This is a genomic window from Thioclava nitratireducens, assembly GCF_001940525.2.
Taxonomy (GTDB): domain Bacteria; phylum Pseudomonadota; class Alphaproteobacteria; order Rhodobacterales; family Rhodobacteraceae; genus Thioclava; species Thioclava nitratireducens.
Window position 1 is genome coordinate 3,535,426 of the sequence record NZ_CP019437.1, and the last position, 23,403, is coordinate 3,558,828.

Below are 23,403 nucleotides of genomic sequence, written 5' to 3' on the forward strand. Positions count from 1 at the left end.
GCGCGTGCCGTCCAAGGTCGCGATGCGCCACCCCACGGGCCGCCGCGCGCCCTGCTCCCCTACTCGCCCATCAGTTCCTCAAGGCGCTTGCGCTCTTCGTCGGAGAGATCGGGCTGGGCCGGCCCATCGGACGCCACGCGGCGCGAGCGGACATAGAAGAACCCGCCAATCAGCGCCACGATCAACGCCGCCGGACCGAGATACCACAGCAGCAGGTTCGCCCCGCGCTTTTCGGGCTCGAACAGCACATACTCGCCATAGCGAGCGGTGATGTAATCGATCACCTGGCTATTCGTGTCGCCCGCCTTGAGCCGCTCGCGCACCAGCAGCCGCAGATCGCGCGATACCTCGGCGTTGGAATCGTCGATATTCTCGCCCTGACAGACCGGGCAGCGCAGCACCTTGGAGATTTCGCGTGCCCGCGCCTCAAGCGCCGGGTCCTTCATGATCTCGTCAGGCTGCACCGCCAGTGCAGGCCCGAGCGAGATCAGCGCCGAGAGAACCAGCGTCACGACAAGAAGGGTTTTCCTGAGCATCGTTCACTCCGCCGGAGAAGCGTGCGCCGAGGTCGCACGCGATTTGCGCGCCCCCGCCGCAACACGGTAACGACGGTCCGACAGGCTCAGAAGCCCGCCCAACGCCATGATGATCGCGCCCGCCCATATCCAGTCCGCGAAGGGCTTGATATAGGTGCGCACCGCGTAGCCGCCCTGATCCTGCGGATCGCCGATCACGAGGTAGATGTCGCGCAGCGGCGTGGTGTGTATCGCGGCCTCGGTCGTGGGCATCCGCTGCACCGGGTAGATGCGCTTCTCGGGATGCATCGTCGCGATCTTCTTGCCGTCCTTCTCGACCAGCATCGTCGCCATATGCGAGGTATAGTTCGGCCCCTTCTCCTTATGCACTTCGGTCAGCGTGATCTGGTAGCCGCCGACGGTGAAAGGCTCGTCAATCTTGGCGACACGGATATCCTCGAGCTGGCCGGCGGTCAGTAGGCCGATGCCGATGAAGGTGATGCCAAGGCCGGAATGGGCCGTGGCCTTGCCCCAGTCGGCGCGCGGCAGGCGTTTGAGGCGCCCGAAATTGCGGGCCGAACGCTGCCACAACTCGGTCATGGCGCCGAAGACCAGCCAACTGCCGAGGAACACCGCGACGAGGGCAAGAAGCGAATTGCCGCTCTCGACGGCCCAGGCAAGCCCGCCCAGGGCCAGCGCCAGCACGAAGGCCGGGACCAGGGGTTTCACCACGCGGCCGAGACGCGCGCGTTTCCAGGGCATCATCGCGCCGATCGGCAGGATCAGGGCGAGGATCACCATGAAGGGGGTGAAGGCCTGATCGAAGAACGGCGCGCCGACCGAAAGTTTGCGCCCGAAGAACATCTCCGCGACCAGCGGCCAGACCGTGCCAACGAAGACGACGAGGGCTGCGACGGCCAGCAGGATGTTGTTGATCACCAGCGCGGTTTCCCGAGACAGCATCGAGAACACGCCCTTTGCCTGCATCGAACTCGCACGGAACGCATAGAGCGTCAGCGCCCCGCCCACGAAGAGGGCGAGAATGCCGAGGATGAAGATGCCGCGTTGCGGGTCGGAGGCGAAGCTATGCACCGAGGTGATCACGCCCGAACGCACGATGAAGGTGCCGATCAGCGAGAAGCCGAAAGCCATGATCGCCAGAAGGATCGTCCACGATTTCAGCGCTTCGCGCTTCTCGACCACGATGGCCGAGTGCAGCAGCGCGGCGGCCAGAAGCCACGGCATGAACGAGGCGTTCTCCACCGGATCCCAGAACCAGAAGCCGCCCCAGCCAAGCTCGTAATAAGCCCACCAAGAGCCCAACGCGATGCCGATGGTCAGGAATATCCACGCCGCCAGCGTCCACGGCCGCACCCAGCGCGCCCAGGTCGCGTCCACCCGGCCTTCGATCAGCGCCGCCACCGCGAAGGAGAACGACATCGAGAGGCCGACATAGCCGAGATAGAGGAACGGCGGATGGAAGGCCAAACCCGGATCTTGCAGCAGCGGGTTCATCCCTTCGCCGTTGAAAGGCGGCTCCGCGAGACGCAGGAACGGGTTGGAGGTGAAGATGATGAAGCCGAGGAACGCGACGCCAATCCACGCCTGAACGCTCAGCACACGCGCCCGCAGCCGCGGTGGCAGAGCGCCACCGAACACGGCCGCCGCCGCCCCGAAGAGCGACAGGATCAACACCCAGAGGAGCATCGAGCCCTCGTGGTTCCCCCAAACGCCGGTGATCTTGTAGAGCATCGGCTTGTCGGTATGGGAATTCGCCCAGACCAGCTTCAGCGAGAAGTCCGACACGACAAACGCGTGGGTCAGCGCCGCAAAGCTCACCGCGATGAGCAAAAACTGCGCCGTCGCTGCGGGTTCGCCCACCGCCATCCAGCCGCGCCAGCCTTTCTGTGCGCCGACGATTGGCACGATGGCCTGCACGATGGCCACCGCAAAGGCGAGAATCAGGGCAAAATGCCCGAGTTCGTTGATCATGGGACTCCTCCTGTCGCGGGGCGAGAGCATAGAGATATACGGCCTTCGGGCCAAGGAGGATGCGCGCCGATGTCGCAACTTTCCCACGCGGGATCACGGGGCCGTGAATGGCGCACCCCATCCCCAAGGTCTAAGCAAGGCGCGTGAGAGCAAGAGGGAAGCTAAATATGCGTGCGATCGTGATCGGGCCGCTGCTGGCCTTGGGGCTGGTGACGGGATGCCAGTCGGAGCCGGGCGACCCTCTTGAGGCGATCGCACCGAACGCGATCTGGGAAGTGGTGTCGATTGACGGCAAACCGATCCCCAATGGCGTGGAGGTCACCCTCACCCACCCCGAAAAGGGTTTGGTCGCGGGCAAGGCCGGCTGCAATCACTACAACGGCCGGATCTCGGAGAAGGACGGCCGAGTGCGAGTCGGCGAACTGGCGGGCACGAGGATGATGTGCCCCGAGCCCGCAATGGGTGTCGAGAAGGCCTTCCACTCGGCCATGGCCCGAGTCGATACGGTGAAACTGTCGCAGGACCGGCTGGAGCTGATCGCGCAGGGCGAGACGGTGATCGAAGCCACGCAATAAGCGCCTTGACCGAGGGCCCTGCGCGTGGCCCTCTCGGGCGATGTTCCCGATCCGCGATCACAATCCTTCGTACAATACCCCCTGGGTCACATGGGCCCTGATCGCGATCAATATCGTGGTTTATGTCATGACCGCGCCATGGGGCGGCGATCTGCGGGAACTCTGGCTCGACAACGCGCTCTGGCCTGCCGCCGTGACCCATGGCGTCGCGTGGCACGGGCTCATTACACACATGTTCCTGCATGCCGGTATCCTGCATCTGGCGGGCAACATGCTGTTTCTCTGGGTCTTCGGCGACAACCTCGAAGATCGGATGGGCCGCATCGCCTTCCTGCTGTTCTACTTCGCCTGCGGGTTGGCCGCCGCCTTCGCGCAGATCGCAGCGAACCCCGATGCGACCGTGCCGATGGTGGGCGCCTCGGGCGCGATCGCAGGCGTGATGGGAGGCTATCTGCTGCTCTATCCGAAGGCGCGGATCGACGTGCTGTTCTACTTCCTCGTCTTCTTCAAGATCTGGGCCACCCCTGCCTGGCTGGTTCTGGGTCTCTGGTTCACGCTGCAACTGTTCAACGAGCTGACCTCGAGCGCCTCGGGCGGGGTGGCTCATATGGCCCATATCGGCGGCTTCGTGGCGGGCGTGCTTCTGACCCTGCCGCTATGGCTCCGGCTCGGCGGGCCGCTCTTCTGGCGGCTCACCCATGGCCACCCGCCCTTCCCCGAGGCGCGCGAGAGCCAGACCAATATTCCCACAGTCACACGGAGACGCTGATGCTGCCCGAAATCCAGTCGCCCCACCGCCTGACCTGCCATTGCGGCGCGGTGGAGATGGAAGTGACGCTTTCCGACGGGCTCAACACCAAGCGGCGCTGCGATTGCTCTTTCTGCCGTCGGCGCGGGGCGGTGGCGGTTTCGGCCCCGCTCTCGGGCATCCGCATCGTGAAGGGCGAGGACAACCTGACGCTCTATCAATTCGGCACGATGACCGCGAAGCATTACTTCTGCAAAACCTGCGGCGTCTACACCCATCACCAGCGCCGCTCGAACCCGAACCAATACGGCGTGAACGCCGCCTGTCTGGAAGGGGTGAACCCGCGCGATCTGGACCCGGTGCCGTGGAACGACGGCGTCAATCACCCGACCGATCGCGTCGACTGATCCTCTCGGATGAACGCGGCCGCGCGCTCGGCGATCATGATCGTCGGCGCGTTGGTATTGCCCGAAATCAGCCGCGGCATCACCGAGGCATCGACAACGCGCAGCCCGTCGATCCCGCGCACCCGCAGCTGAGGATCGACCACCGACATGTCGCCCTGCCCCATCGCGCAGGTGCCGACCGGGTGGTAGATCGTATCCGCCCGCGCCCGGATATCGGCCATCAGCCCTTCATCCGTTCCGTCATGCGGATAGAACCTGCGCCCCCGCCACGGACGAAGCGGCTCCGCCTCGGCGATCTGGTCCAATAGCCGTGCGCCCTTCAGCAGTAGCTCTGCGTCGCGCGGATCGGAGAGATATTCGGGGTCGATCAAGGGCGCCGCGCGCGGATCGCTCGAGGCCAGCCGCAGCGTGCCGCGCGACTGAGGCCGCAGCGGGCAGATATGAGCCGACCAGCCATCGGCCAGATGCGGCTTGCGCATGTGCTGATCGACGATACCGACGACGAAATGGATTTGCAGATCGGGTCGGGTGAGGCTCGGATCGCTCCGCAGGAACGCTCCGCCCTCGGCCATGGGCGAGGCGAACAGCCCCTCGCCATGCTTGCGCCACGCGCCCGCCGCCCGCGCCAGCCGCAGCAGGCCGCGCGGGTTGAGGCCTACGACATCGCGCCGGGGCGAGGTGTAGCTGATGACGTAATCCAGATGATCCTGAAGGTTTGCCCCCACGCCCGGCAGATCGAGACGCGGTTCGATCCCGACCTCACGCAGATGATCCTCAGGCCCGATCCCGGACAGCATCAGCAGCTGTGGCGAGCCGAACGCCCCCGCCGATACGATCACCTCGCGCGCCGCCTCGATCTTCATCCGCTTGCGGCCTTGCCGGACGATTGCCCCCGTCGCACGGCCCTCCGCAATCTCAATCTTCTCAGCGCGCGCACGTGTCAGCACGGTCAGGTTCGGCCGATCCATCACCGGATGCAGATAGGCTGCCGCCGCCGAACAGCGTTCGCCCTTGCGCGGACCGTCCCAGAACTGCGTGACCTGATAAAGCCCCGCCCCCTCCTGTCGCGGCCCGTTGAAATCCTCGTTCGGCGGGCATTGCACCGCGCCGCACGCCTCGATGAAAGCGCGGCTGATCGCCCGAGGCCGCCGCTGATCGCCGACCTGCAACGGCCCCGCCGTACCATGCCAGTCCGACGCCCCGCGGGCATTGCGCTCGGAGGCGAGGAACCATGGCTTCACGGTTTCCCAGTCCCAGCCCTCGGCGCCCGCCTCGGCCCAACCGTCGTAATCCTCGGGCTGGCCGCGCGCATAGAGCATCGCGTTAATCGCCGACGACCCGCCAAGCCCCCGGCCCCGCGGCTGGAACCCGCGCCGCCCGTGGAGCCCCGGTTGCGGCGTGGTGCGCAGCGCCCAGTTGTGGATCGGCGGTCGCCCCGCCACCATCGCAGCGACCAACGCAGGCGCGCGCACGAAGATATCGCGCGCCTCGCGCCCTGCCTCGACGAGACAGACGGTCACCGCGGCGTCCTCCGACAGCCGCGCCGCCAGCACTGCGCCTGCCGAGCCGCCGCCCAGAATGAGATAATCGAACCGCAAGGGCTCCTCCTTCCCTCGTTCGCGAAAAGCCTAACGGGTTTCGGAAGATAAGGAAGCGTGACGCAGGGTCGGACGGGTTAGGGACGCGCCCGAGCCTCGGGCGAGAACGACTGGAATTGAATGCCCGGATCAGCCGCGTCAGCGGCCAAGGCAGCGCCCGACCGCCCCCTCGGGCGGGCGCTTTTATGACGGCAGCGCGCGGTTCGAGGTCGCCCGGATGTGACGGGGATAAAGTGCCGACCTCCGAGGGCAATGCGCCCACCCGGCGGTCGGGCCCCGCCCTCCGCTGCACGCAAAAGAAAACGCCCGGTCTCTCCGACCGGGCGCTCCAAACTTTCTCGAGGACAACCTTAGCTGCGCAGCGTGCCGCCGGTGGCCTTGCTCACCTTCTCGACGATCTTCTTGCTCACCGCGTCGATCTCGGCATCGGTCAGCGTCTTGTCGGCGGGCTGCATCCGCACCGTCAGCGCGATCGACTTCTTGCCCACGCCCATCTGTTCCTCGGCCTTGGCGCCGGTGAACTGGTCGAAGACATTCACGCTCTCGATCAGCTTCTTGTCGGCGCCCATCGCCGCGTTCACCGCCGTCAGCGCCTCGACATCCGCATCCACGACGAAGGCGAAATCGCGCTCGACCGCCTGCAGATCGGAAATCTGCAGCGCGGGCCGCGTCGCGCCCTTTTTCTTCGGGAAGGGGATGTTCGCCAGACGGATGGTGAACGCCACCGCCGGGCCTTTCACGCCCAGTTCGCGCAGCACCTTGGGATGCACCTCGCCAAAGGTCGCCAGCAGGTTCGGCCCGAGCGCCACATTGCCTGCGCGGCCCGGATGCCACCACGCATCGAGCTTGCGGTTGATCTGCGCGCGCGCCGGCGCGCCGACCGCGGCCAGCACGGCCTCGGCATCGGCCTTCGCATCATAGAGGTCCACCGGACGGCGCGAGCCGAAGGGATCGCGCGGCGCGGAGTGACCGACCAGAAGCCCCGTCGCCTGCAGAACCTGCTCCCCCGGCTCGCCGCCGTTGAACGCAGGGCCGACCTCGAACAAGGCCAGATCGGCGATGCCGCGCGCCTGATTGCGGGCGGCCGCCTGCAGCAGACCCGGCAGCAGGTCGGGACGCATATGCGTCATCTCCGAGCTGATCGGGTTCTCCAGCTTGGTCGCATCCGCGCCACCGCCGAACAGCTTGGCGGAGGCCTCGTCGATGAAGCTGTAGGTCACGCACTCATTGTACCCCAAAGCCGCCGTGGTGCGCCGCGCCATCCGCTCGCGCTGCTGCATCGGGGTGAGGATCGCGCCGGGCACGCCGGTCGTCTCGCGGCCCATCGGCTTGCCTTCGAGCTTGGTCAGCGAAGCGATCCGCGCCACTTCCTCGACCAGATCGGCCGAGCCCAGCACGTCCGGGCGCCAAGTCGGCGGCGTCGCCATATCGCCCTCCAGCGTGAAGCCCAGAGCTTCCAGCGTTTCGCGCTGCGTGGCCTCGGGAATATCCATGCCGACGAGCGAGATCACCCGCGCCGGATCCAGCTTGTAAGCGCGGCTGACATCCGGCACCGCGCCGTCCATCACCACGTCCGACACTTCGCCGCCGCACAGATCGACGACCATCTTCGCTGCCAGATCCAGCCCCGGCAGCGTGAAGGCCGGATCGACGCCGCGCTCGAACCGATACCGCGCATCCGAGTTGATCTTCAGCGCACGGCCCGTGGCCGCGATGGTGATCGGGTCCCAATAGGCGCTCTCGAGGAACACATCGACCGTGTCCTCATCCGCGCCGGATTCCTCGCCCCCCATGATCCCGGCAAGGCTCTCGACGCCCTTGTCGTCGCAGATCACCATATCGCCTGCGCGCACGGTGTAGGTTTTCTCGTCGAGCGCGAGGAATTCCTCGCCGCCGGAGGCCTGCTTGATCACCAGGTTGCCCGTCACCTTCTTCATGTCGAAGACGTGGAGCGGCCGGTTCAGGTCATAGGTGAAGTAGTTGGTGATATCGACCAGCGTCGAGATCGGACGCAAACCGATCGCGCGCAGCCGCTTTTGCAGCCAGTCGGGCGACGGCCCGTTCTTCACACCGCGGATCACGCGACCAGCAAACAGCGGGCAGCCCTTGTCCTTCAGCGCCGGGTCGATCGTCACCGAGATCGGCGCATCGAACGCAGCCTCGACCTTCGGCACGTCGAGCGGCTTGAGCTTGCCCAGCCCCCGCGCCGCCAGATCGCGCGCAATACCGCGCACGCCAAGCGCATCGGGGCGGTTGGGCGTGATCGCGATCTCGATCACCGGATCGACCGCCTCGGGACGGTTCTCGGCCAGCCAGTCGGTGAACTTCTGCCCGACCTCGCCCGACGGCAGTTCGATGATACCGCTATGCTCGTCCGACAGCTCCAGCTCGCGTTCGGAGGCCATCATGCCGTGGCTTTCCACACCGCGGATATTGCCTACCGACAGCGTCACGTCGATGCCGGGCACGTAATCGCCGGGCTTGGCCAGCACGACCGTGATCCCGGCCCGCGCATTCGGCGCACCACAGACGATCTGCTTCACCCCCTCGTTGGTCTCGACCATGCAGACCCGGAGACGATCGGCGTCGGGGTGCTGCTCGGCGGATTGCACCTTGGCCAGCGTGAAGGTCTCGAGCTTCGCCGCCGGATCGACGACCTCCTCGACTTCGAGACCCAGATCGGTGAGCGCCTCGGCGATCTGATCGACGGTGGCCTCGGTCTCGAGATGATCCTTGAGCCAGGACAGGGTGAATTTCATCGGACTTCCCTCAGGATTTTCTGCGCAGAGCGAGGTCCTTGTAATCCCCCATCTCGAGGAGTTTCAACTCCCGCCAGAGCCGGATCGAGGGTTTTGCCGCGAAAAGGATGGACCCGATCAGGAACAACCACGTCCCCGGGACCATCAGGCTGTCGTAGAAGAAGAAGATCGACCCCACGACGAAACAGAAGGCCGCGCCGAAATCCACGACCGTATAGGCGATCTCGGTGATGGCGACGAAACGGCGCTGCTCGGGGGTCTGTTCATGCTTCGGAGTGTCGAAGAGGCGCTTGTTCTGTGACATTTGAGGCTCCTTGATAGTCCTCTATCAAGCGAAACCGCTCGCAGACGAGTTCCATCTCGGGGTTAAAACCTCCGTTACGCTCGAAATAGGCCTGATGATCGCGCCGCCAGCCCTCGAGCGTCTCGTTCTCCCCCTCGGCCAGCGCGAAGTCTTCATCGACATCGCAAAACCGCCGGATCGTGACCTCGACGGTTTCGATCATCACCGCGGGCTTGCCGTCCCAGTCGAGCGCGATATCGCGCCGCCCCACCACCGGCATATCCTCGCCCCCTTCGGTGAAGTAAGTGAGCGCACCGCAGGTGGCGGTCTTCTTGCCTTGGCGGATCAGGGTGAGGAGCTGGTCGCAGAGTTCGCGGCTATCGCCGAAGGTGAAGGTGATGGGGGTGTTGGGCATATCATCACGTCGCCGGGAAGACACCGATCAAGTCTTAGCCGTTTTCCGCCGGCGTCAGCACGAAAAAGGCGTTTATCGCCTCTTCACTCACCTCGGGAGCTTCGTCGGATATGTCTTTCCTAATTGCTAGAATTGCTCTGCGTCGCGCGCGCTGAGCAGCTTTGAATGTTCCAAGATCACCCGTGTACTTCTTTGCTGAGCGTTCTTGCTTCTCTAGGCCGAGCGGCCCCAATACCATCACTTCGTAAGCTAGTACCGCTTCAAGATATTCCTGACAGGCTTCAATGACGTCTGCCGGTGCATAGAATATCAAATCATAGCTTGAAGATACCACACCGGGGTAAGCGGCGATTATTGGTTTCCACGCTTCGTCATTTTGGACTGCTTTATTGCCGTCGTTGTACCAAGTAGTCGCGACTAGCGAATGATGCTTAGTTATTTCAGAAACAAACCTCTGATAGGCCGCCAGCTTTTCACTGTGCTGCTTCAACTCGCGATCTCTTGCCTTTTGCCATGGGTAAGCGACGAAGGCGATGATTAGGGCAGCGGTGGCAGCGACTATTCCGGCCGCAGCGTCAGGAAGCGCAACAATGAGAATCGCCCCACATACCACAAATGCAAAGAAGACACCCGCATGTACTTCACCAGATTTCCGCGAATACTCGCGAAATCTTCGCCATAACGAATAAAATGAAGTGCGGGACGTCACCGACTCAACCCACCAGCCACCGTCGGCAGATCCAGCGCGCTGAACCCGTAATGCTTCAGCCAGCGCAGGTCGCTCTCGAAGAACGCCCGCAGGTCCGGGATGCCGTATTTCAGCATCGCGAGGCGGTCGATCCCGATGCCGAAGGCGAAGCCCTGCCATTCGTTCGGGTCGATCCCGGCGGATTCGAGCACTTTCGGATGCACCATCCCCGAGCCGAGGATCTCCATCCAGTCGTCGCCCTCACCAATCTTGAGCGAACCGCCCTCCCACGAGCAGCGGATATCGACCTCGGCCGAGGGCTCCGTGAAGGGGAAATGCGAGGCGCGGAAGCGCAGCTCGACGCCGTCCACCTCGAAGAAGGCCTTGCAGAACTCCTCCAGCACCCATTTCAGGTTCGCCATCGAGATGTCCTTGCCGATCGCCAGACCTTCGACCTGATGGAACATCGGCGTGTGGGTCTGGTCCATGTCCATACGGTAGACACGGCCCGGCGCGATCACGCGGATCGGCGCGCCCTGCTCCAGCATCGCGCGGATCTGCACCGGCGAGGTATGGGTGCGCAGCACATGCGGCGGGCGGTCGTCGCCCTCGTCGCGATGCATGAAGAACGTGTCATGCTCCTGCCGCGCGGGGTGTTCGGGCGCGATGTTGAGCGCGTCGAAATTGTGCCAGTCGTCCTCAATCTGCGGGCCTTCGGCGACCGCAAAGCCCATATCGGCGAAGATCGCGGTGACCTCGTCCATCACCTGAGAGACCGGGTGAATGGTGCCCTGCCGCCGCGGACGGCCCGGCAGCGTCACATCCAGCCATTCCTCGCGCAGCCGCGCATCGAGCGCCGCATCCGCCAGCGCCGCCTTCTTCGCGCGCAGCGCCGCGTCGATCTCGTCCTTCAGCACGTTGAGCGCCTTGCCCGTGGTCTGGCGCTCCTCCGGGGTCATCTTGCCCAGCTCACGCATCTTCAGGCTGATCTCGCCCTTCTTGCCCAAGGCGGCCAGACGGATCTCTTCCAGCGCGGCCTCGTCGGTCACATCGGCCACGGCGTTCAGGTATTTATCGCGAAGCTCTTGCATATCATTCCCCGGGAATTTGCCTCGGAGACGGGTTAGCCGCGCCGGCGCGCCTTTGCAACCTCGCGCTTGCAGGCAAAGGGCGGATGGGGGCGCTGCCCGACCGTTATTTGTCGCGCAGGCATCACCTGCAATTTGATTGATGAAAAGCCCGCCAGAGCACTGGCGGGCTTTGCTTTCATCTGCGGGCGGCAGAGGCGTTGGACGAAACTCGGATCAACTCCCCTTCTCTTCGGTCACCGTCGGCTAGGCCCTTTCGTCGGTCTTCGCCTCAATAGTCGAGCGAGCGACGGGAGCCGTGGATTCCGGCTCGGGAGGCAGGCTGTTGAGGTAGTCCGCGATCCGCTTGCTGTCAGCGACGCTGGACGCATCGGAAAGCGTCTCAAGGAAGGTTTCGACCTCGCTCCGCGGAGCCTTGTCGAGCCATTTGCCAAACGCGTCGAGGACATAGCGCCGCCGACGCAGCTGAGCTTTGTGCTCCTTCTCGGCGACCTTCGTGATCTTGTCCTGGATGCGGCAGTATTCGTTGAAGATCGCGTCGCGTTTCGTCTGGGGGATTTGAACCGTCATAGGGTATTCCTTTCGTTAATAAGTCCGGTTGGACCCTAAAGCTGGGGCGTCATGGGCAGAGTAAAAACGGGAATCTTTTGCTCACCGTTCGTCTTCCTTTTCGGGCCCCTGATCACCCTTCCGAACGGCTCGCATCGCACGCTCCAGCTCCGCTCCGGGCTTCGTGGTCTCGGCGACGAAACGCTTCCTGAAAGCTTCTGGCAGAGCGCCGGCGATCTTGTTGCGGAGCGCGAGAAGCGCGGTCTCAGCGCGCATGACTGCATTCATGCGCGTCTCGACCTCCGCCTCTGCGCGACGGGTCGCGGTTTGCCGGAAGGCGCCATAGGTCCGCTCCAGATGACGGATCAGCTTTCGCGCGGCGGGAGCGGGGTTGGTGAGCACGCGTTCCAGACCTTTCCGGGTCTCGAGAGCGGCTTGATCGTCGCGCCGGATTGCGAGGCGCCCGTCCTCTCCGGGCCGCAGGTTTCCTCGTGCGGCCTGCTCGGCGATCTGCAGCACCTCGTCCGCCGCCTGCGTGCGCATTTGAGCCTGTGCAGACGCGGTGTGCGCCTCTTGTGACTTTCGATCGGCTTCACGCTTCGCGCGCGCAGCTTCATCCCGCTCTGCCTGTGCCGATTTTTGTTCGGCCTTGAGCTTGCGGGCTTCACTCGCCAGTCGCAGCTCTTCGTCGGCCCGCCAGATGTGAGCGGGGATGTGCCTACGCTTCTTCGGAATCTCGACGCTTGGGTCTGTCTTGCGGGCCTCCTTGGCCTTGCGGCGTGCCTCTGCGCGTCGCTCGCCTCGGGTGAGACCCAGCTCAGCGAAGAAGGCTCCGACGTCGTCTTGCGCCTTCTCATAGTCCTTGAGAAGCGGATGCGCGGAGGGCTGGAGCATGCGTTGGTGCCCGCTGCGCTTTGAGTGTTTCTCGTGCCATGGGGCGATAATGCCGTGGATATGGAAGGTCGTCTCGTCACGGTCGGCGCGCGCATGGACCAGCATGTCGCCGAAGCGGCTCTTTAGCCATTCGAGCGCGCGCGCTTCGAACTGGCGTTCTCGCGCCTCTTGCTCGCGGATGTCGAAGAGCTTGGCACTGTCGCTCGTCTCTTCGAACCACTCCTTGTTGGCGGTGATGATGAACTCGCGCAGAGGGCCACCTTTCGACGCACGCCACGGATCGCGAGGGCCTTCGATAAGGCGTTTCTGCGCTTCGTTGGAGCCGCGTGTGCGCTGCAGACCCTCGACCTCTTGATTGAGGTTTTGCAGGCGGGCGAGTTCGATGTCAGCCTTCAGGGATTCGAGCCAGTCCTCTTCGCCGTGGAGGTGGCGATTGAGTGGAGTGCGTTCGTGATCGAAATGGTCCATGTCGCGTTGCTTGCGTCGGAGATGCAGGTCGTAGCGGTGGAGCTGATGCGGGAACATCTCCTCGAAGCGGAGCGCGATCGGGTGGGCGCCGGCCGCTTCGGCGACGTTGAGCGTTTCGAACGGGTAGTGGATGGACATTTTGGATTCCTGACTGGTGATCATCAGGAGATCGCGCTGCGCACGTGAACCCAAAATTTGTAGTGACGAAGTAGAAAGAAATGAGGCGGCAATCTACGCCCAAACGCGCGACTTCGAATTCATCGGCGCCGAATCCTCAGAGAATCAGGTTTTTCAGGGGGGTATACGCGTGCGTGTTGGGTTGTGAAGCTTCGATTTCTTGAATCTTGCCTCATGGAAGAACCTGTGTGTAATCTTCGACAACTGAGGGGTTAAAACCCTAATGGGCTTAGGTCGGATTTAATGGAAAATCTTTTCTTTTTGGGGTAGCAAATGACCGCGGGACAACACGCTGAGTGGCTCAGGGAGGGGGTTCAAAGCTGGAATCGCCGTCGAAAAAAGGTGAGCTTCTCGCCGGATTTGCGGGGTGTAAATTTTTTCGATTTTCTACCGCCTGATTTTCGTGACTCGCCAAAAACTTCGAGATACTTTGAAAGGATTGATCTTTCAGACGCTGATCTTTCTGGCGCGAACCTCTCCCATCTTAATTTTTCTCACGGTAAATTTTCGGGCGCCAATCTGTCGAACTCTGATATGTCTTTGTCGAACTTTAATGGTGCGAATTTTAAGGACGCGAATTTATCTAAAGCAAATGCGCAAATGTCACAGTTTGTCGGATCGATTTTTGAAAACACTAACCTTCGAGATGCCGACCTTCATGGGGCAAGTATTATAGATTCCACTTTTATTGGAACCGTGCTTACTGTATCTCAGAGGCGTAACTTAGAGGCTTGGTCTGAAATTAATCCGAAGGATGAGTTGCTCGATTCCCCCGTTATGAGAAAGATTTCAGATGGCGCGATGAAAATTGAAGGCGCAGGAGGACTTTTTTCTAGAGGCCAGGCGGTGGAAGTTAAGACGCCTAAGATTCGCTATGATGTCTTCTTTGGAACCAATAGAAACAAGATTGTTCAAAGGGGGGAGATAGTTGATTATGGAGACGCTAATGCTGAACAACTAAGCTATGGTGTGTGCGAGGTGATTGTTCCAGAAGGCCATAGAATAGGCTCGCTGGGTTCGCCACTTTGGAAGAGGCTAATGAATCGGCATGATGATCGTCTTAGTGTTCATCGTTTAATTTCTCTAGATAGCGAGCTCTTCGGTAAATATATCAGAGATTCAGCTCGCCGCATGAAGAGAAAGGAGTGCCCAACCATATTTGTCCATGGCTTCAATACTACGTTCAAAGATGCGGTGTTAAGAGCGGCTCAGATTGGGTATGATCTTGGAGTGGGGCAAGGGATTGGACTTTTCAGCTGGCCGTCGAAAGGAAAGATTTACAAATACACTTCTGATGAGGCGGCCGTAGAGGTTAGTAAGTATTTACTCGCAGAATTTATAAAGAAGTTTATTTCCGACCAAGAGGGGAGAAGGGTTAATATAATTGCGCACAGCATGGGTTGCAGGTGCGCAATTGGTGCGCTTGAAGTTCTTGCGAAAGGGAATACGAATACTTTGAAAAGGATCAATCAGGTTATTTTGGCGGCTGCTGACATCGATGCTGGCATTATGCCTCATCAAGGCGTGGATGTAATAAAACATTGCAGGCGCGTCACCTCTTACGTCTCTGACTTGGATGCTGCGTTGAAAGTTTCGGGTTGGCTTCATAGCTTTCCTCGGGTCGGGATAACACCCCCAACCTTCGTCTTGAGTGGCATGGATACAGTGCTCGTTAACGATCTTGATCTCGGAAACTTCTCGCATGCCTACGTCGGAAGCAGTCGCACGATCCTAAGTGATATTTTTGCCCTATTGAAGAGCAATGCAGAACCCGTGGACCGGCACGCAATTGAACGCGTTTCCGATAATTTTGGAAATTATTGGAGAATGAAGTCTTGAGTGGTTTATTTTGTGTTAATCTTTTTCTTCCTCTTGATGCGCAACTTTTTTAATTTTCAATCAAAGTGCTCATAGACGGACAGAGCGCGGCGAGGAAAATGTGCATTAAGTTCGTCCACATCGACTCTAGTTTTCTTCAGCGTAAATTTGTCCTTGACTTCATGCATCTCATAAAATTTTATCGGCCTTTCGCGCTCTGAAAGCGCTTGAACTATTGCAAACTTGACAGCCACATTACAACGTATTCCAAATATAACCTCTTCTAGTTCGAGGGGGGAGTCACGCACTCCGCGTTCTCCGACGAGTCGCCACTCACGCTCGTAACGCCAGCTCGCAGCTTTACGCAACAAGACCGCTTCGTCGACACGGCGCCGGGCTTTGGCGTCATGATCCATTGTGGCAACATCACTTGCGCGGACCATTCGACTTCCACCATATTGAACTTTATGCAGATCTGCTCTTTTATTGGTGGGAATTGAATATGCAGCACATATTCCGTTGTGTTGGTCGCCATAGTGACTCCACATAAGTGGGCAGGTCGAGCGAGACCCGAAGGAGACAATTCCTCGATCATATCGGAGTAATAGCTCTTTCTCGATGTAATGCTGCAATAGTGAACTCAGGGGATCTTCCACCAAAGCGCTAGGATCCGTTGCTAAGTAGCGAATCTCATCCAATAGCTGCGATGCTGTTTTTTGGACTTGCCTGTTTATGTGCTCTAAGGTCCGGATCCCTCGATATCTGAGAGATTTCGCCGCAGCTTCCATCTCTGCTGTGGCGCGCTGCTGTCGCATTCGAGTTAAAATTTGCTCTAATTGATCATTTGTGACATCCGCCTCAAGTGACGGGCGACAATCCAATGGGTCGTTGAAATCCGCGGGGTCGGAGAAATATAGTTCATCTCGGACGAGCATATCGAGCAAGCGAGGACTGAATGCTCTATATTTATATAGGCGTTTGGGGAGTTTTATGGTCTCTGTCATCTAAATCTATTCTGGCGTGAAAGTTTCATGAATGCCCTCCGGCACTGAGAAATCGGATTTCAGTCGTGTCGCTGATGAATCAGGCGTCCACTGAAAGTATCTTGATTGAGCTCCGTGTCTCGGAACACCGTAGTGAAGCTTGTTGCGCCTTACTAGTCTGCCACGCCATTACTCACTAAGCATCTGACATTCCGGGCCGTTGGCCCTCCCTGTCAGAAGCCGTTCGCCGGGGCGCTGCCCCGGACCCCGCGCCTTCCGCGGGACCGAAGGGCGGTCGCTCGCCGCGCCCCCTCCGGCCTCCCCCTGGCGTCCTCCGACGGACCATAGGGGCGCTCGCCGCCCCCTCTGGACTACCCCGGCCGCCTTCCGCGGGACCAGAGGGTCGTCGTTCTGCACTCCCCCTCTGGACACCCCCTGCGCCCGGGGGAGGCCGCTTGGGCGCGCCTCCCCCGAACCCCCTCCAGCACTGCGCCGGTTCTCGACTGACCGCGGGCCAGGGCCCGAACGGTTTCGCGTGAATGGCCGCCGAGGCGTCCGGGTTTCGGTCGCGCGGTCGATATGACGCGCGACCGAAACCCGGACACCCCGAAGGGGCCGGAGCGGGAGCGTGTCGATCTTTTCCCAAAATGGAGAACCCCATGTTCGACAACGTTCCCTCGACCGTCGAGACGACGACGCAGGCGTGGTCCGAGACCTTGCGCTCTGGCGACATCGTCTCGTTCCGCTTCCCTACGGACGAAGGCAAGACCGGCCCCGAACCGAAGGCCCGTCCTTGTCTCGTTCTCGCGTCCGCCCTGATCTCAGGGCAGCGCTGGCTCACCATCGCCTACGGCACCTCCGTTACCGAGAAGGTCCGCAAGGGCTATGCGATCCCGCTCGGCTCGCACGACGCGCGGGTGGCCGGGCTCGAGCGCGCGACGGCGTTTCGCGGCGATCGCATCGTTATCGTGCGTCCCAACAATCGCGCCTTCGCGGTCAGCCCGACCCTGCGCACCCCTGTCCTCGGCCGTCTGACCGGGCGTCCGCTGGAGCGGATGCATGCGATACGGGCGCGCCTCCAGGCCGAGGCCGACATCGCCGCCGAGGCGCGCGCCGAGCGCCGCCGTGCGCGCATCGATGACCGCAAGTCGCTGATCGAAGCCCGGGCCCGGGCCGCGGCGCGGGCGGTCATCACCGGCACCTGACGCTGAAGCCTTTCGGCAGCGTCAGTTCGCCGGCGCTGCCGCCTTTTCCTCTCTCAACAGGAGTTTCAACAATGCTCGTTCCCAACATGATCCCGAGCGGCAACACCCATCGGATCATACTGTCCTCGCCCGACCAGAAAACGCCCGATCTCGACCGGATCCAGGACATCGCCGCCGATGCGACCGGCGCGCTGCGCCTTGCCCTGCAATCGGCCTCTGATCTCTCTCAAGGCATCGCCGAAGATATCCGCACGGAGCTCACTGCGCTCGAGCGTAGGCTGGAGCGGCGCGACACGATCGGCGACGGGGCTCGCGCCGAAATCGCGCTCTGCATCGAGCGGCTCGGGGCCTTCCTCCCCGACGACACGGTCGAGGTGTTTCGCGACGAACTGAGGGTGGCGCTGAACCACTCGGAGCGCGTCGCCGATTTGATAGCGGCGGATCAAGAAGTCCGCCGTCTTCGGTGGCTCGGCAAGTAAGCTAGCCACCCAACTTGGGGCGCGGGTCCGAACGGGATCTGCGCCCCCTTTTTTTGGGAGATCAAACCACTCGGAAGAGGCTTTCTTTCGTTCGAAAGCAATGACTTGAAAGTTTTTTCCGAAATTCGATGGGGTATTTTTCCTGCTCTTATCCACTCTTCCTGCGTCGAAAAAATCAGACCGCAAGGAGCAGACATGCAGGCAACCACCCAGACGCTGACCGCAGCCAACGACAACCCCGGCGGCACGACCCGGATCGAGATCGCACCGACCGGGCTCGTCTCGCTTCTCGGACGCGCCGCCGCCCGGCGCTTCGCCCAGGCGTCCGCGCCCGCCAACATCACCACCGCCCCGACCGAAAGGACCGCTCAGTGAAACGCGCCGCCCTCTATGCCCGCTACTCGTCGAGCCTGCAGAAGGCCACCTCGATCGAGGATCAGATCGCCATGGCGCGCCGCGAATGCGAGCGCAACGGCTGGACCGTGGTCGAGATTTTTGAAGACCGCGAGAAGACCGGGCGCAATATGCGCCGTCCCGGTTTCCAGGCGATGAAGGCGGCGGTCGCGCGGGGCGAGATCGATGTCGTCGTGATCGAGGCGCTGGATCGTCTGACGCGCAAGGTTGCGGACGCACTCACCCAGTTCGATCTGTTCCAGTTTAAGGGCGTCGAGCTGCACTCCGTGAAAGAAGGCGAGCTGGAATTTTTTTCGGTTCTGGTCGGAGGCATCGGCGCGCAGCAATTCTCGGAGATGATCGGCGCGCATACGCGGCGCGGCATGCAGGGGGCGGTCTCGCGCGGGCGGCTGCACACCAGCGCCTACGGGTATCGCAAGCGCGAGGCCGCTGAGGGGTTGAACCGCGAGATCGACCCGGAAGAGGCCGAGGTCGTGCGCCGGATCTTTCGGGAGACGGCGGATGGCCGCTCCGCCACCGCCATTGCCAAGGCGCTCAACGCCGATCGGATTCCGGCACCCAAGGGCGGCACCTGGGATGCCTCGTCGATCCGCGGCCGCAAGGATCGCCGTGAAGGCATCCTGAACAACCGCCTCTATATCGGCGAGGCTTCGGTCTGTCAGTTCGGCCGCCGCTATCACCCCGAGACTGGTGCCAAAGCCGTCTTCGCGACCGAAGATGATGCGGTGACGGAAACCTTCGACGCGCTGCGGATCATCCCGCAAGACCTCTGGGATCAGGTCCAGGCCGAGCTCGCGACGCGCACGCAGCGTGCGACCAGCACCGGCAATCCGCAGGCGGCGCGTCGCTCGAAGCACCTGCTGAGCGGCCTGATGGTCTGCGGTTGCTGCGGCGCGCCTTATATCAAGACGAGCAGGAACCGCTTCCAGTGTCGTGAGAACCGCAAAGGTGTTTGCGAGAACAGCGTCACGATCCGCCAAACCCGGATCGAACCGCGCGTCTTCACCGCTCTGCGCTCCAGGCTGCGCAGCGCTGAACTGATCGCTGAGTTCGAAGCTGCGTTCCGGGCCGAGATGCGCATTCTGGAAGACACCGATCTGGGGGCCTCCATCAAGGCCGCGAATGCCCAGCTCGCCAAGGTGCGCAAAGCCCGCCGCAGCATCATGAGCGCGATCGAGAACGGCGCCGACTTCGCCGACTACGGCGCGCGCGACAAGGAACTCAAAGCAGAGGCCCAGGAACTCGAAGACCGGGTCGCGCAACTTGAGGCGCGGCAGGACAGGAAAGACGCCACGCCGCCGGACATCCCTGCGATCTTCGAGGCGGCGCTCCAGGACCTCGAAGCGCTGCTCGGCGATCCGGATCTCGTCGCTCGCGCCAACGAAGAGCTGAGGACTCTGATACGATCTATCACCCTCATACCGGACACGAAGTCCGAAGATGGCCTGGCTGCCGAGATCCAACTGGATCTCGGCAGTTTGCGTTCCAGGGTATGGGATGGGGGCGAAGCGCGGGGGCAGTCGCCTTGATCGCTCGGAATTTGCCTTCCGACGTCATATCGATGCCACGATCGCCGTCCAGCTTTGGAGTAGTTTTTGGAAGGAGATTGCCAAATGTATTTTCGGACAACTTTGATTTGTTTTGTTGCATGTATGGCGAGCCCAATCGCCGCAGAGGGCGTGCCGGACGAGGTTATCGCCACGTGTAATGCCAAGGGAGATGCGAGCGATCTGCCCGACTGTTTGAAAAACGGGGCATTGGGATACGAGATGCTCAACCTGGCGCGCTCGGACGCGTTATATGGTCCTGCGGCCGATCCAGTAATCAACATCTGCAAGGACAAGAACGAACTCTATGAGGAAGCATACGTCTGCTTCGATAGTGCCGCCGAGAAGGCAAGTGAGACGCGAGATCTCATCGGACTTGAAAAGATCGAAGATCGCTGTGTGGCGGCGATCTCAGATGCAGACACCTATGCGAAACTCGAAAGCGCTTACAAAGCCAAACACGAGCAGATGTTCCCGGATGAAATGTTCTACGGCGGCACGATGTATCATCCCTTCACCGGCTGCCCTGTCGCAGAGGAAAACGCGTCTGCTGAGGGCCAGAACGCCAATAAGGGTAATACCGCCGACAACGGAGACAGCGACCAGAAACTGGAACTCTCGAGCGCACAATGTGCCGCCTTGAACGACTTCGAGGCCAGAGTTGGCGCGATGTCGCTGGATGAATTGAAGAGCGGCTTCGACAAAGTCGAAGCGGCAAAGGAGGAAGACCTGTCGGTTCTCCAGGACGCCTTCGGGGTTTCGTCGCAGACCACAGAACTGTTGGAGGCTCAGTCCCCTGATGAAAACCAAAAGGTGGCTACGGTGGGGCTTGCACTGGTCGCCAATGCGCATCCAGAGCTGATAGGGACGCTCATGGAAGTTGGGAAGTCTCAAGGCGCCCCTGCGGATGAAATGGGCGGAGCGCTGGCGCAGACGATGATGCTCGGCATCGCGAAGAAAATCGCGACAGGCTATGAGACCGCCTGCAACTAACGGCCGGACAGGGGGCGCTGCCCCCTCTGGCTTCGCCATTCACCCCCGGGATATTTCCATCAAGAGGAAGGTTAGCGGTTCATTAACTGGAATCGCGTTCACTCGGAGATGCGGTACAGGCGGGGACGCCGATGACCGCTCAAGGGGAAGCGCCCGGCCTGCCGCCCGATGATGGGTCCGAGCCGGGCGTTTTTCTTCCTCTTGATCCAAATATCCCGGGGGGCTCCGAAGGAGCAGGGGGCAGAGCCCCTCCCCGACCGGTCATCCACTCGAAACGAAAAAGGCCGCCCCAAACGGAGCGGCCCTTCCCGAATTCTATCGACAGCCGATTACGCGGCGGCGGCGGCTTTCGCCTGCTCGACGATCGCACCGAAAGCTTCCGGCTCGTGCACGGCGAGATCGGCGAGAACCTTGCGGTCCACTTCGATCCCGGCCTTGCTCAGGCCGAAGATGAACTTCGAGTAGCTCAGATCGGCATCGACGGCGCGCACGGCGGCGTTGATACGCTGGATCCAAAGCGCGCGGAAATTGCGCTTACGGGCTTTACGGTCGCGGGTCGCGTATTGGTTCGCCTTGTCGACCGCCTGGGTCGCAGTGCGGAAGTTGCGCGAGCGCGAGGAATAGTAACCTTTCGCCTTCTTGAGCACTTTCTTGTGCGCGGCGTGGGTGACCTTACCGGATTTGACGCGTGCCATTGTTCAAGTCTCCCGAATTCAGCGGTTGTAGGGCATGTATTTCTTGACGATCTTCGTATCCGGCTCGCTGAGCACCATGGTGCCCGAGGTTTCGCGGATGAATTTCGTCGAGCGTTTGATCATGCCGTGACGCTTGCCGGCCGGACCGACCTTGACCTTGCCGGTCGCGGTGAACTTGAACCGCTTCTTGGCAGCGGATTTCGTCTTCATCTTGGGCATTTACAGCTCCTTTGCAGGGTGTGGAAGCGCGACTCGGCATGCCACATAGGCCGGCCGCGCGGGTTCAGAGAGGGCCTGTTAGACGCCGCAGGGCGGTTTGGCAAGGGAAAAATCCGGATCCGCCGAAGGCACCGGGGACCGTATTAGCGATTGACCACGCGGGCCAATGTACGCGCCACCGCTTCGGGCACCATCCTGAGCGTGTAGCCACCCGGACGGGCGTAGAAGGCGATCACGATCAGCGCGCCCGCCACCACGATTCCGACGGTGGCCGCCCGCGGGGGGCGGCCATCGGAGAAGGCGGAGATCGCGGCCGGGATCGCGAAGATCGCGATCGCCAGCCCGATCGTCAGCAGGAGATCGGTATCGATCGAAGAAAGATCCATCGCCTGTGCCCTTGTCACCACCCCTTTCGGGAAAGGTTACTCAGGGTCGGTGCGGTAAATCAATCGCTCATCACAGGGCGCGACGCGCAGGATGTTCGTGGTGCCCTGCACGTTGAAGGGCACACCGGCGGTGACCACGATCTGCTGCGTCTCGTCGGCGAAGCCGAAATCGCGCGCGGCACGGGCCGCGTTGACCACGGCCTGCTTGAACCGCTCCAGCTCGCCACACGGCACGGCATGCACGCCCCAAGTCAGCGAGACCCGGCGCAGCGTCGCCTCGATCGGCGACAGCGCGATGATCGGCACACGCGGACGCTCCCGCGCGATCAGCCCGACGGTCTGGCCCGATTGCGTATAGGCGCAGATCGCGGCGATATCCGTGGTTTCCGCGATCTCGCGGGCGGCGGCCACGATCCCGTCCGCGACGGTCTGGCGGGCCGCATGGCGCGACGCTTCGATCACCTCGCGATAGGTCGGGTCCTTCTCGACCGAGATCGCGACGTTGTTCATCGTCTCGACCGCTTCGACCGGGTAGTTGCCTGCAGCGGATTCCGCGCTGAGCATCACCGCATCCGCGCCCTCGTAGATCGCGGTCGCGACGTCAGAGACCTCCGCGCGGGTCGGCATCGGGCTCTCGATCATCGATTCCAGCATCTGCGTCGCCACGATCACCGGCTTCGCCCAGGTGCGACACTTGCGGATCAGCTGCTTCTGGATCGGCGGAACGGCCTGCACCGGAAGTTCCACGCCCAGATCGCCGCGCGCCACCATGATCCCGTCCGAGACCTTGAGGATATCGTCGAAGCAGCGGACCGCCGAAGGCTTCTCGATCTTCGACAGGATCGCCGCACGGCCCTTGGCCAGTTCGCGCGCTTCTTGCACGTCCTCGGGACGCTGCACGAAGCTCAGCGCGAGCCAGTCGACACCCATCTCGCAAGCGAATTCCAGATCCTTGCGATCCTTCTCCGAGAGCGCGGCCAGCGGCAGCACCACGTCGGGGACGTTCACGCCCTTGCGGTCCGAAATTGTACCGCCCACGGTGACGGTGCAATTGGCGAAATCATCGCCGCATTCGTCGACCACGAGGCGGATCTTGCCGTCATTCACCAGCAGTTCCGAGCCCGGCTCGAGCGCCTGAAAAATCTCGGGGTGCGGGAGGCAAACGCGGTGCGTCGCGCCAGGCGTCTCGTCGAGATCGAAGCGGAACTTGTCGCCGTCCTCTAGCTCGGCGCCATGCGCCGCGAAAGTGCCGACGCGCAGTTTCGGGCCCTGCAGGTCCGCGAGGATCGCGATCGGGCGGCCGAACTCTGCTTCGAGTTGGCGGATGATGGCGTGGCGGGCGCGATGTTCCTCGTGGCTGCCGTGGCTCATGTTCAGGCGGAACACGTCCGCGCCTGCAACGAACAGAGCTTTGATGCTGTCATAATCCGACGAAGAAGGGCCCAGCGTAGCCACGATCTTCACGTTGCGAAGGCGTCTCATGCGTCCTCGTTTTCCGTTCAAATTGA

General features: G+C 61.8%; 24 protein-coding genes. 9 read left to right on the plus strand and 15 right to left on the minus strand.

Annotated elements, in window-relative coordinates:
- Window positions 1-59 precede the first annotated feature (59 nt).
- Together BMG03_RS16880 and BMG03_RS16885 are read right to left on the minus strand one after the other, a co-directional pair.
- Window positions 60-536 (minus strand): cytochrome c-type biogenesis protein, encoded by a 477-nt coding sequence (locus tag BMG03_RS16880; RefSeq protein ID WP_075774004.1) that lies wholly within the window; start codon window positions 534-536, stop codon window positions 60-62.
- Between the two features lie 3 nt (window positions 537-539).
- Window positions 540-2,507, minus strand: a complete 1,968-nt coding sequence (locus BMG03_RS16885) for a heme lyase CcmF/NrfE family subunit (protein ID WP_075774003.1) — start codon at window positions 2,505-2,507, stop codon at window positions 540-542.
- A 167-nt stretch (window positions 2,508-2,674) separates the two neighbouring features.
- On the opposite strand from BMG03_RS16885, the gene BMG03_RS16890 reads away from it, so the two are divergent.
- Genes BMG03_RS16890 through BMG03_RS16900 form a run of 3 tightly spaced genes read left to right on the plus strand, consistent with a single transcriptional unit; the run spans window position 2,675 to window position 4,237 of the window.
- Window positions 2,675-3,082, plus strand: a complete 408-nt coding sequence (locus BMG03_RS16890) for an META domain-containing protein (protein ID WP_075774002.1) — start codon at window positions 2,675-2,677, stop codon at window positions 3,080-3,082.
- A gap of 40 nt (window positions 3,083-3,122) precedes the next feature.
- Window positions 3,123-3,851, plus strand: coding sequence for a rhomboid family intramembrane serine protease (locus BMG03_RS16895; protein ID WP_075774001.1), 729 nt, complete (start codon window positions 3,123-3,125; stop codon window positions 3,849-3,851).
- Window positions 3,851-4,237, plus strand: coding sequence for a GFA family protein (locus tag BMG03_RS16900; RefSeq protein WP_075774000.1), 387 nt, complete (start codon window positions 3,851-3,853; stop codon window positions 4,235-4,237). The genes BMG03_RS16895 and BMG03_RS16900 overlap by 1 nt, the downstream gene beginning before the upstream one ends.
- On the opposite strand, the gene BMG03_RS16905 is transcribed toward BMG03_RS16900, so the two are convergent.
- From BMG03_RS16905 to BMG03_RS16940, 8 genes are all read right to left on the minus strand, one after another.
- A complete protein-coding gene (locus BMG03_RS16905) occupies window positions 4,213-5,835 on the minus strand; it encodes a GMC family oxidoreductase (protein ID WP_075773999.1) in 1,623 nt (540 codons plus the stop codon). The two genes, BMG03_RS16900 and BMG03_RS16905, sit on opposite strands and share 25 nt — an antisense overlap.
- Before the next feature lie 350 nt (window positions 5,836-6,185).
- On the minus strand, window positions 6,186-8,594 hold the full coding sequence (pheT, locus tag BMG03_RS16910) for a phenylalanine--tRNA ligase subunit beta (protein ID WP_075773998.1): 2,409 nt from the start codon (window positions 8,592-8,594) through the stop codon (window positions 6,186-6,188).
- 10 nt (window positions 8,595-8,604) lie between these two features.
- On the minus strand, window positions 8,605-8,898 hold the full coding sequence (locus tag BMG03_RS16915; RefSeq protein ID WP_075773997.1) for a YrhK family protein: 294 nt from the start codon (window positions 8,896-8,898) through the stop codon (window positions 8,605-8,607).
- Window positions 8,858-9,292, minus strand: coding sequence for an ASCH domain-containing protein (locus BMG03_RS16920; RefSeq protein WP_075773996.1), 435 nt, complete (start codon window positions 9,290-9,292; stop codon window positions 8,858-8,860). Before BMG03_RS16920 ends, BMG03_RS16915 begins: the two co-directional genes overlap by 41 nt.
- A gap of 34 nt (window positions 9,293-9,326) precedes the next feature.
- On the minus strand, window positions 9,327-10,001 hold the full coding sequence (locus BMG03_RS16925) for a hypothetical protein (RefSeq protein WP_157771606.1): 675 nt from the start codon (window positions 9,999-10,001) through the stop codon (window positions 9,327-9,329).
- Window positions 9,998-11,071 carry a phenylalanine--tRNA ligase subunit alpha gene (pheS, locus tag BMG03_RS16930; protein ID WP_075773994.1) on the minus strand — a complete coding sequence of 358 codons (1,074 nt, stop codon included), beginning with the start codon at window positions 11,069-11,071 and terminating at the stop codon, window positions 9,998-10,000. The genes BMG03_RS16925 and pheS overlap by 4 nt, the downstream gene beginning before the upstream one ends.
- Before the next feature lie 243 nt (window positions 11,072-11,314).
- Window positions 11,315-11,638 carry a hypothetical protein gene (locus BMG03_RS16935; RefSeq protein ID WP_075773993.1) on the minus strand — a complete coding sequence of 108 codons (324 nt, stop codon included), beginning with the start codon at window positions 11,636-11,638 and terminating at the stop codon, window positions 11,315-11,317.
- Window positions 11,639-11,719: 81 nt separating this feature from the next.
- On the minus strand, window positions 11,720-13,117 hold the full coding sequence (locus tag BMG03_RS16940) for a plasmid recombination protein (RefSeq protein ID WP_075773992.1): 1,398 nt from the start codon (window positions 13,115-13,117) through the stop codon (window positions 11,720-11,722).
- A gap of 312 nt (window positions 13,118-13,429) precedes the next feature.
- Here BMG03_RS16940 and BMG03_RS16945 point away from each other — a divergent pair, with 312 nt between their 5' ends.
- Window positions 13,430-14,995, plus strand: coding sequence for an alpha/beta hydrolase (locus tag BMG03_RS16945; RefSeq protein ID WP_075773991.1), 1,566 nt, complete (start codon window positions 13,430-13,432; stop codon window positions 14,993-14,995).
- Window positions 14,996-15,051: 56 nt separating this feature from the next.
- Here BMG03_RS16945 and BMG03_RS16950 read toward each other — a convergent pair whose 3' ends face one another.
- Window positions 15,052-15,978: a DUF2971 domain-containing protein gene (locus tag BMG03_RS16950; RefSeq protein WP_075773990.1), complete on the minus strand. Its 927-nt coding sequence runs from the start codon at window positions 15,976-15,978 to the stop codon at window positions 15,052-15,054.
- Window positions 15,979-16,616: 638 nt separating this feature from the next.
- Between BMG03_RS16950 and BMG03_RS16955 the strand changes: the two genes are divergently transcribed.
- The 5 genes from BMG03_RS16955 to BMG03_RS16970 all read left to right on the plus strand — a co-directional run bounded on the left by BMG03_RS16955 (window position 16,617) and on the right by BMG03_RS16970 (window position 20,595).
- Window positions 16,617-17,162 (plus strand): type II toxin-antitoxin system PemK/MazF family toxin, encoded by a 546-nt coding sequence (locus tag BMG03_RS16955; protein ID WP_075773989.1) that lies wholly within the window; start codon window positions 16,617-16,619, stop codon window positions 17,160-17,162.
- Window positions 17,163-17,233: 71 nt separating this feature from the next.
- Complete coding sequence (locus tag BMG03_RS16960) at window positions 17,234-17,641, plus strand: hypothetical protein (protein WP_075773988.1); 408 nt, start codon at window positions 17,234-17,236, stop codon at window positions 17,639-17,641.
- Between the two features lie 195 nt (window positions 17,642-17,836).
- The gene (locus BMG03_RS21060) at window positions 17,837-18,016 is read left to right on the plus strand and encodes a hypothetical protein (RefSeq protein ID WP_075773987.1); all 180 of its coding nucleotides are present in this window, start codon (window positions 17,837-17,839) and stop codon (window positions 18,014-18,016) included.
- Window positions 18,013-19,584 (plus strand): recombinase family protein, encoded by a 1,572-nt coding sequence (locus tag BMG03_RS16965; protein ID WP_075773986.1) that lies wholly within the window; start codon window positions 18,013-18,015, stop codon window positions 19,582-19,584. The genes BMG03_RS21060 and BMG03_RS16965 overlap by 4 nt, the downstream gene beginning before the upstream one ends.
- A gap of 84 nt (window positions 19,585-19,668) precedes the next feature.
- Entirely contained in the window at window positions 19,669-20,595 is a 927-nt protein-coding gene (locus tag BMG03_RS16970; protein ID WP_157771607.1) for a hypothetical protein, read from the plus strand.
- 329 nt (window positions 20,596-20,924) lie between these two features.
- Here BMG03_RS16970 and rplT read toward each other — a convergent pair whose 3' ends face one another.
- The 4 genes from rplT to pyk form a co-directional block, all read right to left on the minus strand.
- Window positions 20,925-21,290, minus strand: a complete 366-nt coding sequence (gene rplT, locus BMG03_RS16975) for a 50S ribosomal protein L20 (RefSeq protein ID WP_075773984.1) — start codon at window positions 21,288-21,290, stop codon at window positions 20,925-20,927.
- Window positions 21,291-21,308: 18 nt separating this feature from the next.
- On the minus strand, window positions 21,309-21,509 hold the full coding sequence (gene rpmI, locus BMG03_RS16980) for a 50S ribosomal protein L35 (RefSeq protein WP_075773983.1): 201 nt from the start codon (window positions 21,507-21,509) through the stop codon (window positions 21,309-21,311).
- 143 nt (window positions 21,510-21,652) lie between these two features.
- Complete coding sequence (locus BMG03_RS16985; RefSeq protein WP_233242991.1) at window positions 21,653-21,895, minus strand: hypothetical protein; 243 nt, start codon at window positions 21,893-21,895, stop codon at window positions 21,653-21,655.
- A gap of 36 nt (window positions 21,896-21,931) precedes the next feature.
- Window positions 21,932-23,377 (minus strand): pyruvate kinase, encoded by a 1,446-nt coding sequence (gene pyk, locus BMG03_RS16990; protein ID WP_075773982.1) that lies wholly within the window; start codon window positions 23,375-23,377, stop codon window positions 21,932-21,934.
- Window positions 23,378-23,403: the final 26 nt, after the last annotated feature.